The sequence below is a fragment of the Desulfovibrio sp. genome, from assembly GCF_047607245.1.
GTDB lineage: Bacteria > Desulfobacterota > Desulfovibrionia > Desulfovibrionales > Desulfovibrionaceae > Desulfovibrio.
The window spans coordinates 1-14,588 of record NZ_JASGDK010000028.1; the positions used below are offsets into that span (position 1 = coordinate 1).

General features: G+C 55.1%; 10 protein-coding genes and 1 pseudogene. All 11 read right to left on the minus strand.

Going from position 1 to position 14,588, the window contains the following annotated elements:
- Positions 1–936: pseudogene (locus QM579_RS02340) on the minus strand (hypothetical protein); the annotation flags it as partial.
- A gap of 212 nt (positions 937–1,148) precedes the next feature.
- Entirely contained in the window at positions 1,149–2,489 is a 1,341-nt protein-coding gene (locus QM579_RS02345; RefSeq protein ID WP_414997622.1) for an ABC transporter permease, read from the minus strand.
- Between the two features lie 38 nt (positions 2,490–2,527).
- Positions 2,528–3,766, minus strand: a complete 1,239-nt coding sequence (locus QM579_RS02350) for an ABC transporter permease (protein WP_414997623.1) — start codon at positions 3,764–3,766, stop codon at positions 2,528–2,530.
- Entirely contained in the window at positions 3,763–4,479 is a 717-nt protein-coding gene (locus QM579_RS02355; protein WP_414997624.1) for an ABC transporter ATP-binding protein, read from the minus strand. Before QM579_RS02355 ends, QM579_RS02350 begins: the two co-directional genes overlap by 4 nt.
- Complete coding sequence (locus tag QM579_RS02360; RefSeq protein ID WP_414997625.1) at positions 4,476–5,762, minus strand: efflux RND transporter periplasmic adaptor subunit; 1,287 nt, start codon at positions 5,760–5,762, stop codon at positions 4,476–4,478. The genes QM579_RS02355 and QM579_RS02360 overlap by 4 nt, the downstream gene beginning before the upstream one ends.
- Positions 5,763–5,773: 11 nt before the next feature.
- On the minus strand, positions 5,774–7,540 hold the full coding sequence (locus QM579_RS02365; protein WP_414997626.1) for an ABC transporter ATP-binding protein: 1,767 nt from the start codon (positions 7,538–7,540) through the stop codon (positions 5,774–5,776).
- Complete coding sequence (locus tag QM579_RS02370) at positions 7,534–9,300, minus strand: ABC transporter ATP-binding protein (RefSeq protein WP_414997627.1); 1,767 nt, start codon at positions 9,298–9,300, stop codon at positions 7,534–7,536. Before QM579_RS02370 ends, QM579_RS02365 begins: the two co-directional genes overlap by 7 nt.
- A gap of 83 nt (positions 9,301–9,383) precedes the next feature.
- Positions 9,384–11,576 carry a TonB-dependent receptor gene (locus tag QM579_RS02375; RefSeq protein ID WP_414997628.1) on the minus strand — a complete coding sequence of 731 codons (2,193 nt, stop codon included), beginning with the start codon at positions 11,574–11,576 and terminating at the stop codon, positions 9,384–9,386.
- A gap of 37 nt (positions 11,577–11,613) precedes the next feature.
- Positions 11,614–13,047: an MATE family efflux transporter gene (locus tag QM579_RS02380; protein ID WP_414997629.1), complete on the minus strand. Its 1,434-nt coding sequence runs from the start codon at positions 13,045–13,047 to the stop codon at positions 11,614–11,616.
- A 235-nt stretch (positions 13,048–13,282) separates the two neighbouring features.
- Positions 13,283–14,041: a thioesterase II family protein gene (locus QM579_RS02385; RefSeq protein ID WP_414997630.1), complete on the minus strand. Its 759-nt coding sequence runs from the start codon at positions 14,039–14,041 to the stop codon at positions 13,283–13,285.
- Positions 14,041–14,588: thioesterase II family protein (locus QM579_RS02390; RefSeq protein ID WP_414997631.1), on the minus strand; the 548-nt coding region annotated here is incomplete at its 5' end. The genes QM579_RS02390 and QM579_RS02385, both read right to left, overlap by 1 nt.

Sequence of the window (14,588 nt, forward strand, 5' to 3'; positions counted from 1 at the left end):
AAAATGAGCCTGAATGCCCATAGCTCCACTCATGATACCGCCCATTGCGGTCATCAACCATACCTGTTGCATATCCTTTGCAGAAACATGCAGGTAACGCCGCACAAGCGCATCGGGCAGGGACGCTTCGACCGTAACTTTTTTGCCTCGAACAGACAGCTGTGAAAGCCATGTGGCCTTTTTGTCGCCAGACAGGTTTGCTTCAACATAGCTGCGGACGGGTTTGACAGGAGAATGCTCACGTATCCAGTTTACTACTGCGGCGGCGGCGATGGTGACCATATTCTGTCCGGCGGCCTCGCCTGTGTAAAACTCCAGATTAATGTATACATGGTTGCCTTCGAAGGTGATCCGCATGTCCACAAGCTTGCCGTGTCCAGTTGTCTTGGCTGCTTCAACGCAGAAAGTGTCAAAGTGTTTTACAGCCCACTGGGCGAACGCATGAGCTTCCCGTATGTTGCGGAAAACAAAGCCAGGAGAACGGGGGACCGCAGTATCATGTATCAAGGCGGAGCAACCCCCCGCAGCGGTGATCAGGCGAGACCCCCTGTGGTATGATGCTACAAGGGCGGCTTCCGTGGTGGCCAGGGGAATATAGAAATCACCCTTGGCGAACAGACCGTGTATACGCAGGGGGCCAGCTACGCCCAAAGGTATTTTCAGCGTCCCCACGCAGTTTTCGATGTTTTTTGAATAGGCACCTATACGGTGGCAGGTTTCGTCGTCAGCGAGGCACTGCTGGTCGTCCGTATCAAGAGACGTGTATTTTTTAAGAACGTCCCAGTTCCGGGCCAGCGCGGTAGAAGTAAGAGGTGTGATGTGTCTGACACTTTGGACTTTCGTGTTGTTTGCAGAAATACGAGGTTCTGCTTCATCTGCCGTGAGGCCAGAAAAAAGAGATTCAATCCGTTCAAACCTGCTTTTAGATGTCGGCATATGCTCCTCGGAAATATTGGACGGCGTATGGCCGCGTGTGATTCCTGTTCCATTGAGCGCACGGCATTCCGGAACTGGAATGGCGACAGAATGCCACCACGAAAACAATGCTGCGAGTCAACACGAAACCAAATTTCGGCGTAGTTCGCACAAGAATATTGCTGTTTGCCAGGGTTGTGCGAAATAAGGGTGACGTGGATGCTGCTACGGTTTCAGTCCGCCCGCAGTGCCTGTAATACGTTGGTGCGGGCGGCCTTCCATGCCGGATAGGTCCCCGCCAGGATGCCACAGCAGGTTGAAAGGGCGAAAACACCCAGTGATATGGACAGGCTGAAATAGGGAGGAAGAGCGCCCGATGCTGCCAAAAGCAGGCAGAATGCTAGGGCTGCGCAAACGCCTGCAAAGCCTCCGGCAGCACTCATAAATGCAGCTTCACCCATGAACTGAAGCAATATCTGCCGCCGGGTCGCGCCGGCCACACGACGTAGGCCTATTTCCAGTCTGCGCGACCGGACAAGCAGGGTCATGATGGACAAAATGCCCAGCGTGCCAATAGCAAAAGACAGCCCAGAACCAATGATTCCCAGCGTTCGAACAAGCCGCAGGGCATTGCCCACAAGCTCATCGACCTGATCACCCATAGTTAGTGTGAAATCGCTCTTGCCGGGTGGAAGGCGATGGCGCTCCCGCAGCAGCGTGCTGATGGAATTTTTCAGGGGCTCCAGATCGTTCCTGTCCCGTAGTGAAAGCCATGCTCCTGAAATATGCTCCTGCCTGTCCGTACTTCTGGTGTAGGACGCTATGGGGAGAATAAGCAGCTCGTCCATGCGTAATCCACTGGGGTCCATCCCTTTTTCTTCCATAACGCCTATGACATGCAGACGGCTTTTTCCTACGCGAACAGTTTTACCCAACGCTGCTTCCGGACTGGAAAAAAGCCATTTTGCCAGAAAGTTGCCGAGCACGCAGACCCGCGCACCTTCAAGGGCTTCATCATTATTGAAAAATCGTCCGTATGCTGGCCTGAAGTGGCGCAATTCTGGAAAGGCAGTCGTAGTGCCCAGCATCTGGCAACTACTACGCCGCAATCCGCTGCCTGCCTGACCACTGGCAAGTATGAAAGGAACCCCCTGGATTATGGAAGGAAGCCCATCTACCAAAGCCGCAATATCCGCTTCAGTCAGTGTAGCGGCCTTGGGGGGCGACAAAGAAGCACTTTGCTGCTCTGTGGTTTCTGCGGTTTGCGATATACTGTTCTGGTTGACACCAGAAGTGGTTTCGGAGGGTTCTAAAATTTCTTCAATTTTATTCGTAAGGCGCACAAAATCCACAGGAGCGGCGGCAATAGTCACCAGATTGGCCCCAAGCCCTTCTGCTTCGTTTTTCAGTTTCAGGTTAATGGATTCAAGCACATGAAGAATGCAGGTAAGCAGCATGGCCCCCATAAATACGCCAAGGGTGGCCAGTGTGGTGCGCAGCTTGTGCTGCATCAGCACAGACCAGACCATGCGTATGGCAAGGACGCTTCGGCGCAGGCGGATATAGTTTTTCATGCCTTGCCGATTTCGAGTCGAATGTGTTGCATCATAGGTCATGCGTTTCCCTTGAGGGCCGTTACCGGCGGCAGACCGGCAGCGGCCCTGGCCGGGCGGACGCCGAAGATGCAGCCTATGGCGCAGGCTACAAGCACGCCCGCTGTAAAAACAAAGGGTGAAAGACGAATGTGCAGCAGGTCGAAACGGCTGAGCAGCTCGCCAAAAATTGTCCCAAGCCCGAGTCCCAGCAGCGCTCCGCCGCAGCTCAGCAGCAGCGCTTCCAGCAGAAATTGCCTGAATATGGCTTGGTGCGAAGCTCCCAAGGCTTTTCTGAGGCCGATTTCTTCGCTTCTGTCCGAGACGGCAAGGTAGAACAGGTTCGCTTGGGTAAATCCGCCGACAATCATAGTGACAACAGCCACAAGGCCGAGAAAAATTACAATGCTGCCCTTGACCACATCCACGAACTGCATGATGTCCTGCATGGTTACCAGCAGAAAATCATCGGGAGCGCCTGCTGGCAGATTGTGCAGGTGCCGCAGCAAGGCTCCCATCTGTTCCCGGTATGAGGACATGGCTTCCGGGCTACTGGTTTCCGGAAATGCCACGCGCAGTTGCGTCAGGTATTGGCGTGAAAGATTGAATCGACGGATCATTGTGGTAATGGGTACGGTAACTCTGTCATCAAATTCCACATCACCTGAAACAAGCCCTTGCCGCGACAATACGCCGATGACCGTCAGAGGCACGCCCTCAACAACTACCAGACGCCCCAGAGCACTTTGCCCATCGAAGAGTCTTTCGGCTGTGGCCGCGCCGAGAAAACATACATTTTCGGCATGCTGCAGATCGATTTCAGTAAAATCTCTGCCTTCTGTAAGGTACCAGCCCCACGAAAGGCCGTGCCACGCACCCGAACCGGCAAGCGTATCTACAGTGTGGCGTACTCCACCGCCCTGAACAGCCACGTCGCTTTTCAGCAGCAGGGGGGCAACGCGTGCAACGCCGGGCATGATCTCGCCTATGCGGCGCGCATCTTCCCAGGTGAGGGTCATAGGGCGCTGGTTTATAGCTTGTTCAACAAGGTTGCCGCCAATCACATTGATGGCCGTGGGCCCGAACTTGATGGCAAGTTCCTCGGCCTTGCGCTCCGCCCCCTCCACAGACGCCAGAATTACGGTCAATGCAGCTATGCCCAGGCTGATGGCTCCGGCTATGAACAGGCTGCTGGCCCAACAGGCTCTTATGGAAAGGCATGCCTGTCTGAATATGCGGTATGTCTGGCGCAGGCTCATGCCGTGTGGTGTGGAAAAATTCTGCCGTCACGCATGGCGATGCGGCGTGTGGCCGCGGCGGCAGTTTCTCTGCTGTGGGTTACCATTATGATAGTTGTGCCTGATGCATTGATATTCCCCAGTATATCCAGAATGGCGCGGCTGGTGGCTGTGTCGAGCTGACCTGTGGGTTCGTCGGCAAGAAGAATGGCGGGGCTGTTAAGCAAAGCTCTTGCCAGAGCCACGCGTTGCTGCTGCCCGCCGGAGAGCTGTCCCGGCATATGGTGCATACGGTCTGCAAGGCCAACTTGCTCCAGTAGCAGCTCCGCCCGCTGGCGTAGCTCGCCTCCCGGTTTGTCGCTGTAAACGCCGGGCAGGAGCACATTGTCCAGTGCGGACGCGTAGGGGATAAGAAAAAAACTCTGAAAAACAAAACCGAACAGGCTGTTGCGGAAGGCGCTGGCCGACACATCGTCCAGTACCGTGGCGTCATGCCCCATCAGAAGGTACGAGCCGCCCGTGGTTTGCTCCAGAAGACCAATGATATACAGCAGTGTGGATTTGCCGGACCCGGAGCTGCCCGTAAGGGCGATAAAATCGCCATGTGAAACTTCGAGGCTGATGTCGTGCAGCACTCTGGTTTCAAGGCCGTCCCGCGCAAAGGTCTTGCTCACATGTTCAAGCTTGACGGGCGGGTGCTTCGCTCCTGACGGTGCTGTCGCCGTCGTGCTCATTGCAGCCACTCCTTGGGCAGCGGTGTCGGCAGGTCAAGGCGCGTAGCCACTGTCTGCCCTTGAACCAGCCCCTCGACGACTTCGGTATCGCTGAGCCCGGCAAGGCCCGTGCGTACAGTGACAGGTCGCACGCTGTCGCCGTCGACAACGAATACAACCCGTTTGTCCCCCAGCCACTTGAAGGCAGTATTGGGAACAAGAAGAGCATCGTCCTTTTCAGCGACCAGAATGTTGCACCGCGCAGTCATCTCAGGACGCAGTTGCAGGGCTGTTTCGGGCGCGAGGCGCACGAGGGCGCGGTAGTAAACGATATTGTTGCGTATTTCCGGGCCTGGGTGGATCAGATCCACCATGCCCTCGAACGTCTTGTCGGCAAAAGCCTCGACGGTGAAGGTTACGCGTGAGCCCACGCCGACCTGGCCTATATCGTTTTCATCAACAAACATGCGTAATTCCATACGTCGGGGGTCAAGTACCGTCACCAGATAGGCAACCTGAAACCCGGCAACCAGAGTTTCCCCCTCCTGAGCGGTAATTTCGCTAACAACACCGTCCATTGGGCTTACGATGGTCGCGTATGAAAGTCTGGCATCGGCAGAGATAAGCTCAGCTTCTGATTCGGCTATGGCTTCTTTCAGGTAGGCCGTTCGAAGCCCATATTCCGCTTCAAGCCGCCGTCGGGCGGTCTGGTGCTGCGCAAAAAGCGCCGCAGCCATATCAGCCGCCTGACGGGCCTTTTCCGCATCGTTTTGCGAAACTCCCGATACTTTGGCCAGCGAGGACATACGTTTGAGATTGCGTTGCGTATAATCCCTTTCGGCTTTGGCCGAAGCCATAAGAGCTTCTGTTTCTTTTATTTGCAGCGGGTAGGTCTGTTCGGCGATTTCCAGTTCGGCCCGGAGTTTGCGCAATGTGGCTTCGAGTTTGAGGCATTCTGCCTTTTGTTCGCGAGCGTCCAGTTCTGCGATGATTTGTCCTTTTTTTACCGGATCTCCAAGCTTGACGTTCAGCGTCTGGATGACTCCTGTAAAACGACTGCCCGTTTTAACTTCCGCACCTTCTTCGGGTTTTATTATCCCTGTTACGGAAAACTCCTTGCGCAGCGTGCCTTTGCCGACCATGCCCGTGCCGCGCACCTGAGGTTGGGGCGCAGCTTCAGGGAGCAGCAAAACGCATAGAACAAGCAGCGCCAGCGCCACCGTGATTGCTGTTTTAGGCCGCCGCCGTACACGCAGCTTAGCGGCTATCAGTGCCGTTCGCATTGATGCAAGGCTCGTGTTCATTGACAGTACCTTCATATGGTCAGGCTGGCCGTGCCGGGCAAATTGTCTCCACCTGACGGCAACTGCCAAGTTTTAAGCGTGTTCTGATGCCGCCATAAACGGGCATAGACGCCGTTTTCACGGTCAAGCAGGGCCGTATGGGTTCCACTTTCGCATATCCGGCCCTGCTCAAGCACCAGAATTGCGTCGGCATGCCGTATGGTTTCAAGGCGATGGGCGATAACCAGCAAGGTTTTTCCTGCCAGCAGGGAATTCAGTCCTTCCTGAATGTGCAGCTCATTTTCTGGGTCCAGCGAGGCTGTGGCTTCATCAAGAATGACGACAGGAGCGTTTTTGAGAATAGCCCGTGCAATGGAAATACGTTGTTTTTCTCCGCCGGAAAGCAGCGCACCGCCTTCACCGATACGCGTTTCATACCCGTGCTCCAATTCTTCAATGAAATCGTGACAGCGCGCTTTGCGGGCGGCCTCTACCACTTCTTCAAAAGTGGCTTCAGGACGTGCCATGCGAATGTTGCTACATACTGTGTCGTCAAAAAGGTATACATCCTGAAAGACCACACTGAAGTGAGAGTAAAGCTCTTCTGGCTTCATAGCGCGAATGTCCACGCCGCCAAGGGTGATTCTGCCTTCTTCAACATCCCAGAATCGTAGCAGAAGATGGGCCAGAGTGCTTTTGCCGCTGCCGGAATGGCCCACAAGGGCGGTCACGCTGCCTTCCGGCATGGAAAAAGAGACGTTGTGTATGACCCTGCCATTTCCATAGTCGAAAGAAACATTCTCAAATTTCACGGCATGCCCATTGGCTGACTCGTGCCCAAGTACGGGGAGAGGTTGCGTCTGCATGATGCCGTATAGGCGTTGGGCGGCGCTGATGCCGTGCCGCAGCTCCGGCAGAACCACACCGAGCTGCTGCATGGGCTCCACAAAACGGCAGCCCGCCACCAGAAAAAACATGAAAGCCGGAATGCTCGCCGCACCGGAACCCACAAGGTGAAGCCCGGCCAACATAGTTGCCAGAAAACCCAGATCCAAGGTGCTCGAATAAGCCATAGAAAGAACGCCGTACTGGCCTTCCATTTTCATGCTCAACCGCTGGTACTGCTTCCATCTGTCGTACAGGGGGGTATAGCGCAGACCGGTAAGGTCGGCGGCCTTGAGTTCGCGTATGCCGCCAACGTAGTCCATCAATGAAGCAAAGGCGTCATCCCGGGATTTAAGGTAAGCGTGCCCCTGACTTGCCGTCACCCGGCAAGCCAGCAGCATCAAGGGCAGGGCGCAGATGACCGAAAGCAGGAGCACCCCGGTGATCTGCCAGCTGAAAAACAGCATGATGAGACCGAGAAGCAGTGGAAAAGCCAGACAGGCAATGAGATCAAAGAGGTACATGCCGAAGACGGTTTCCATGCTTTTTATATCATCGATGACCGAAGCGGAAAGCTCACCTGTGTCGCGCGATTTGAAAAAAGCCAGGGAAAGCCCCCGCAGGTGGTTGCAGAGGCGCAGGCGCAGCGAAGAGCTGATGGCGTAAGCGCCAGTAAAGGCGGCCAGCAGGTATCGCAGGTTGAGAACACAGTAGGCCACGGCCAGGCTTGCCAGCAAACATATCCAGACAATCAGGGACAGGGCTCCGTTTTCACTGTCAGGCATAAGCGCCTGAAGAAGAAAGAATGCCACGACGTATGAGGCCTGTTGTGCGCCCATGAGGGCCATATTGAGCGTGCACGCCCGCTTGAGTGAGCCGAGTCCACCAGCGAGGATTGAAAGTATGTTCAGCATATCTGACTGTCCTTCTTTCCGGATGTAATACTCCACGAACGGGCCTTGTGATGCGCGTTCCACATGGCGGCGTACATGCCGTCAGAGGCCAGCAGGCTTTCATGCGTACCACGTTCGGCGATGCATCCCTTGTCCATGACAAGAATCTGATTTGCTCCGGCTATGGTGTGCAGGCGGTGCGCCACAGCCACGACCGTGCACCCCTGCAGCAGGGTGGACAGGGCTGCCTGGATTTCCGCTTCGCTTTCCGCATCGGCATAGGCCGTGGCCTCGTCCAGAATCACGATGGGGGGGCGGCGCAAGGCCATTCTGGCAAGGGCGATACGTTGCTTTTGGCCGCCACTGAGGTGGGTTTCTCCACCGTCGCCAATGCGCGTGCTGAACCCCTTGGGGAGAGCCTTGATGAACTCGTCGCAGCGGGCCGCTGTCGCAGCAGCCGTGATAGCTTCGGGGGTGGCGTCAGGCACACCAAGAGCAATGTTTTCGCTCACTGTGGTGGTGAAAATATGGGGAGCCTGAAATACCGGAGCAACAAGACGCGCCAGTTCCGGTGAGGGAAATTCTGCCAGGGCATGACCGCCGATGCGCACGCTGCCCCCCGAAATTTCTTCCATACCCGCCAGTACGGCTGCCAGAGTGCTTTTGCCTGAGCCGCTCGCGCCTACTATCGCTGTTGTGGTTCCGGGCTCGGCGGTAAAGCTGATATTTTGGAGGATGGTTTTATCGCCAAAACGCACGCAGAGGTTATTCACTTCTATGCGTGCGGTGCTTGCCGCATTTGCGGAAAGCGTGCCGCGTTCTTCAACGGGGGCAGCGAATACGGCACGTATGCGCGTCACACTTTGTCCGGCCTCAGCGGCAATAGCAGCCAGGCGGCTCAGTTTTGTGAGCGGCGACAGTGACACACCGCCCAGCATAAGGAAGAGGGTTACGTCCGCCAGTGAGGCATGCCCTGTGAGGTAGAGGATACTGCCGCCGATGGCCGCCACGGTGAATGGCATGACCGTCAACGATGAAAACATGGCCCAGCGGGGCGCGAAAACTTTGTAGCCCAACACCTGTATTTCTCTGAACGCCTCAATGGCTTCGCGCATTTTTGCAAACGAGTCCACGCCACGGTTAAAAAGTTTGATTACGGGCATGCCCCGTACAAACTCCACCACCGCCGCGTTGAGGTTTTCCAGGGCTTCGTTATAGGTTTTCCAGATATTATTTTTGCCCATGACGGCATAGCTGCCAGCCTGGAGCACCAGACACAACACAAAGAGCGGAATCAGCAACAGCCCAAGTTTCCAATTGATCCAAGTCAGACAAGAAAGCGCTGTCAGAGGTAGCACCAATGCCGATATGGTGTCTGGGATGTGATGGGCGATGAAGCCGTCGACCTGGCCGACATCGGTGGTGAACACTTTTTTCAGGCCGCCTGTGGTCTGCCCGGCATGCCAGTGAAGCGGCAGATCGCCCAGATGTGTCAACAGCCTGTGGCGCAGATCTGTGGAAACATGTAAGGCCGCAAAGTGCGAAAGGGCTATGGAGGAGAGTTGGAAGGCCCAGCGGGCAAAAACGGCCAGCGCTGCGTAGTAGAAAAGCGTTGAGATACTTCCCTGAACGGCGTGCCCCATGAGTTGTTCCATAATTCGCCAGGCCATCAGGAAAGGAATGGGGATAAGCAGGGCGTCCAGAGCGCCGAAGAAAATGGCTCCGCCAAGCATAAGCCGGGAACGTGAAGAAAGGCGGATAAGCTTAGTTGTCTTTTCCATAATATGCGGTCACTCTGTAAGGTAGGTAAATTTCGCCCGCCACGAAGAACCGTGGCGGGCGGGGCGGGCTTCAGCAAACCAGGTCAGAAGGTGTACTGTGCCTGAACGCCTATTTCACGAGGGCGGGCCATCATGCCGACGTTGGAAACTGGTGTGTAGTAGGAGAGGTAGTTCCGGTTGGTGAGGTTATTGCCGTACAGATAAACGCCAAAGCCTTCATATTCGTAACCGATACGGGCATTAAGCAGGGTGATGTCGCCACGCTGTTCTTCGTTGTTTTCACTCCAGTAGAGAGCGCCTGTCTGCAGCACTTCACCGCGGGCAAAGATACCTGTTTCGTGACGGTACTGAAGAGCAAACGAGGCTGTGTAATCGGGAGTGTAGGGAACTTTGTTGCCGGAATAGTCCTTGCCGTTATGGGTGTAATCGTCAAATTTGGCGTTGGTGTAGCCGAAGCTGGCTTCGGCATCCAGACCAGGCAAAAGATGCGCCAGGGCGTCCACTTCGAAACCGTAACTTCTGGCGGAACCGGCGTTGCTGCTCAGATATTGGCCCGATCCTGCGTCGTATTTGAAGACCTGAAGATTATTAAAAGTTGAATAGAAAAGGGCCCCGTTGAGCTGGAGTTTTTTGTCGAACCATTCTGTCTTTGTGCCAAGTTCATAGTTCCAGGCGGTCTGGGAGTCGTATTTCATGTTGAAGCCGGTACTGCTCACATTATTGAAGCCGCCCGGGATGAAGCTGCGGTTGACCCCAGCGTACATCATGACATCGTCAGTAAACTGATAGCTGAGATTAAATTTGGGCAGCAGTTCCATCCACGAATCATCATGCGTTTTATCAACTTTCGCCAGCTGTTGCGTGATGCCGAAATCTGGAAGACTCATAGTGGAATCATTGCGAATGTTGATCTTTTTGTGCGTATACTGACCACGTAAAGCGCCAGTGGCCCGCAGTTTTGAGGTCAGAGGGACGCTCAGTTCGCCAAAGGCGGCATAATCCTGCGTGTATTCGTGGCTGGGCTGGTTTTGATACATGGTGGCTGTGGTGGTGAAGCCGGGTATGCCAGTAGGGTAGTTGTTAGCCTTGGCGTCGGTATACACGCTACGGATGTGCATGTCTGTATATCCGCCAAACACGCCAGCCAGCCAGTTTACGCCATCGGCGCTGTCCGGGGATTTGATGCGCAGTTCCTGTGTGAACTCCTTGCGCTCGTTTTTGCGCCCGGTATCGAAATTTTTTGCGCTGGCCCCCAGAGGGTTCAGCGTCAACGGATTATACACAAACGCCATATCGCAGGCGTAGTCCAAAAACTCGCTACGGAAGGTGGTGATGGATTCCAGGATAAGGGGCTCAAAATTTACTGATGCAGTAAGAGCCATATTAAGAATGTCAGTGTTGAGGTAGTCTCCGTCATTGAGCGGAGAATCCAGCGTTGGGCTGTCGCCCCAGATAGCGTTGGAATAGCCGTCGCGGCGGGCGGTGTAATTTATGTGGAAGTTAAATTCTGTGTCCTTGGTAGGGGTAAAGCGCAGTTGCCCCTTAATGCGCTCTGTACGCTCCCTGTTGCCGTCGGACGTGTCGTCGTGCTCCATAAAACCGTTGGTGGTGTTGTGCTGCCCCGAAACCGAAAAAAAGAGTTTGTCTTCAACAATGGGGCCGCTGACGGTTCCGCCGACCTTGAAGGTATTATAAGAACCGTACTCGGTCTGAATGCCGCCGTGCCATTCATTGCCTGGCTTGCGTGAAATGACGTTGATGACGCCGCCCATGGCGTTTTTGCCGTAGATGGCGCTTTGGGGGCCGCGCAGAACTTCCACGCGTTCCACGTTCATGAGTGGTGCGTCCAGGTTGAAGTATGTGTCCACCGGCACGCCGTCCACATACATGACAATGGGGCTTGTGGCCGTGCCGGGTGATGTGGTCACACCCCGGAAGGACATCAGGCTCGCACCGCCGATAAAGGGGCTGAGATTCAGGTTGGGAACTCTCTGCATAACACGTTCGATGGTGTCCACCTTGGCGTCTTCAAGCTTTTCGCTTGTGAGGACCGAGATGGAAGAAGGCGTTTTCTGTACATCCGTGGCCCGCTTGTCTGCTGTGACAATAACGGTCGGGAGCCGGTAATTCTCTTTTTCCTCAGTGGCCGTGTCTTCGGCCAACGCCCCCCCCGGAACGGCCATAGTCAGGCAAAGGGCCAAGGCTGCAATACCCCGGCGAGTTTGGTTAAGCACATGTTTTGGATGTTTTTGCCCCGCGGATCTGTGGTGCGACATTACTTTTCCTTCCATTGTTAATAGCCAAGCGAACAGCTCATACGCCCGAGTGCGAGGGTTCTGATGCAGAGTCATGAACCCCGGCGCGGGCGTCAGCCCCCCTGTTGCCAAAAAATAGCCTGAGAGCCCTGCGTCCCAGCAACAGGGCTACCAGCGTGATGCCGATCACCAGCGCAAACCACCAGCCAACAACCCCATAGTCAGGAATGAACCGACGCAAGCCAAAAGGCAGGGGCATGCCAGAGAGGGCGTAGCCCAAGGGAAAGGCCAACAGCCAATAGATGCCGCTGGTAATAAGAAAAGGAATCACCGTGTCCTCAATGCCTCGCAACGCCCCATTGAGGCATATCTGCACAGCGTCGACCAACTGGAACAGCGCCGCGACCATCAGAATGCTCGTGGCCAGGCTGATAACGGCGCTGTCACTGGAGTACACCCCGGCCATGCCCTCAGCGCAGAGCCACATTATGATGGTCAATGCCAGTCCGACGCAGCATCCGGTGGCCACGGAAGTGAGGACGACCTCCTGTTCACCTTGGCGGTTGTTTTTTCCCCGTTCATTGGCGACCAGAATACTAGTCGCCATGGCAATGCTGGTAGGAATGGCGAACAGAACCATCATGAAATTGAATGAAATCTGATGGGCAGCAATGGGGACGGCCCCTCCGGTGCTGATACATAACGCAATGACTGACAGGACAAGAAATTCAGAAATAAGGGCAATGCCTATGGGTAAACCCACGGCCGTCAATGTGCCGATGCTCTTCCGGATGGGACGCGCCCACGATGACAGCAGGCGGTGGTGGCGATACGCTGGGGTGATACTCACATAGGCGGCGAAGAGCAGTGTTGAGAGTGCCATGCTGATGCCCGTGGCAAGGCCACTGCCCGCAACGCCCATGCTGGGCATGCCCAGGTTGCCGAACATCAGACCGTAGTTGAGCACGATATTGACCAGAACGGTAATGATGGAAATAACCGTGGCGGGCAGCACATTTTTTTGCCCGTCGCAGTAAAAGCGCATGCCAATGGCGAGGCTGGAAAAAGGCAGCCCCCACACAAGATAGTTCAGGTAAGTTGCGGCTTGCTCGGCCACATCCGGCGTGACGCCAAAAAGCGTCAGATTGGGCGGAACCAGTAGCAGTAGCCCCATTCCGGCCAGTCCCAGAAGCAGGGCGAGCCAGAGCCCCTGGCGTCCCGTGGCAACCAGTTCAGCGTGCCGGCCACCGCCGTGATGTTGCGAAATTACAATCATGACGCCGTATAATGTGCCAGTGATGAACATTTGCACTGGGACCCACACGGCGGCCCCCACGGCTACGCCAGCCTGATACACTGTGCCCAGGCTTCCGGACATGATTGTATCGGCCATGCCAGAAGCCAGATATGCGTACTGCGATAAGAGAATAGGACCCACCAGCAGCAGTAACGCGCGGAAATGGCGGCCAAGTTTCATATGCTTATGAGGCATGAGCGACTCCGGCATGAATCCATTATGGGGCTGCAATATCCCCGGACAGGTAACTCTGAGCACTGTATGGAATACCGTGCCCGGAGTATCCCCGAGGTCGGAGCGATTATACCCTGAATTGAAAATGAAATTTATTTTCTGTAAATTAACGCTTCATAATACAAAAGGACAAGCATCCGGCGATGATGCTTGTCCCAGAAGTGAAGAGTGCCCTGATGAAGGAGGGCAACAGAGGTTAGTGTTTAACGGTGCCATCAAGGGCCGTGAATATGGCGTGCAGCATGGGCCCCGGGTTGTCGGCAAAAAAAACATGCCCGCCGTTGAACTGGGTCAGGGTAACGGGTGTATGGGCATACCCTTGCCAGGGAGTAATGCATTCCTGTGGGATAATGGCATCTTCGTCACCAAACATGACAGCTACAGGAAAATCAAACACAGGCAGACTTTCTGTGTAGCGGTAGGTTTCGTCCATTTTAAAGTCGGCCCGTAATGTGGGGATAAAAAGGGCAAGCAGATCAGGAATGTCGAGCACTGTTTCTGGTGTGAGTTTGAAGCGGCGCAGTGCTTCTGTGAAGGAATCCGAAGGCAGGTCCGCAATCTTGAGAGGTGGTTCAATATGCGGTGCACGGCAGCCGGATACGGCAAGCATAGCCGGGCTTGTCCCCCGGGAGTGGAGCTTGCGAGCCGTTTCAAAGGCGAGACATCCTCCGAAGCAATGGCCGAAAAGAATAAAAGGTTTGTCGGTGTAGGGTGTAAGCAGAGTGCACAGTATGTCGGTAAGCTCGGCAATGTTGGTAATGGATTTTTCCGCCATGCGTTTTTCGCGGCCAGGCAGAGCCACCGGGCATAGTTGCACGTTATGGGGCAAATATTCCTGCCAGCCACGAAACATTGAAACGCCGCCTCCTGCAAAGGGGATGCAGAAAAGGCGCAGTGATGCGTCCGTGTCAGGGGTGATGGGTAACCATTTGGCGTGGTCTAAGGTTGAGAGCATTATAAACTCCGGTTGAGGACGTGGTGGTTCCCAACATTGCGCATTACCACGTCAATATGATGCAGCAGGGCATCGCGGCTTTCGTTGATATAAAAATGACCACCTTCGAAAAGCGTAATGTTGCAAGATGCCGAGGTGACCTCTTCCCACCGTTCCAGCAGGGCAACTGGCGAATCTTCATCATCGCGGCCGCAGCATACGTGGATCGGTGCGGCCACTCGGGGAAGTTGCGGTGAATCAAAGGTCTCAAGCAGGCGAAAATCATCGCGTACCACGGGCAACAGCATCTCAATGATTTCTTTGCTGTTCAGTATCTCTTCCGGGGTTCCGCCAAGACGGCGCATTTCATCAAGCAAGGCAGCGTCAGGCATGGTGTGGAAGCGCTTGCGCGTTGCCTGGGCGTGAGGGGGAAAGCGACCGGAAACAAGGATAGCGGCAGGCATAGGCGTATTGGCGTGCTGTAGCGCACGGGCTGTTTCAAGAGCCATGACGCTGCCCAGGCTATGCCCGAACAATGCGTAGCGGACGTGTGAATGCGGCTCTATGG

Coding starts and splice junctions, on each gene's coding strand:
- QM579_RS02345 (WP_414997622.1), bottom strand. CDS start 2,489: ATGAAAAACTATATCCGCCTGCGCCGAAGCGTCCTTGCCATACGCATG.
- QM579_RS02350 (WP_414997623.1), bottom strand. CDS start 3,766: ATGAGCCTGCGCCAGACATACCGCATATTCAGACAGGCATGCCTTTCC.
- QM579_RS02355 (WP_414997624.1), bottom strand. CDS start 4,479: ATGAGCACGACGGCGACAGCACCGTCAGGAGCGAAGCACCCGCCCGTC.
- QM579_RS02360 (WP_414997625.1), bottom strand. CDS start 5,762: ATGAACACGAGCCTTGCATCAATGCGAACGGCACTGATAGCCGCTAAG.
- QM579_RS02365 (WP_414997626.1), bottom strand. CDS start 7,540: ATGCTGAACATACTTTCAATCCTCGCTGGTGGACTCGGCTCACTCAAG.
- QM579_RS02370 (WP_414997627.1), bottom strand. CDS start 9,300: ATGGAAAAGACAACTAAGCTTATCCGCCTTTCTTCACGTTCCCGGCTT.
- QM579_RS02375 (WP_414997628.1), bottom strand. CDS start 11,576: ATGTCGCACCACAGATCCGCGGGGCAAAAACATCCAAAACATGTGCTT.
- QM579_RS02380 (WP_414997629.1), bottom strand. CDS start 13,047: ATGCCTCATAAGCATATGAAACTTGGCCGCCATTTCCGCGCGTTACTG.
- QM579_RS02385 (WP_414997630.1), bottom strand. CDS start 14,041: ATGCTCTCAACCTTAGACCACGCCAAATGGTTACCCATCACCCCTGAC.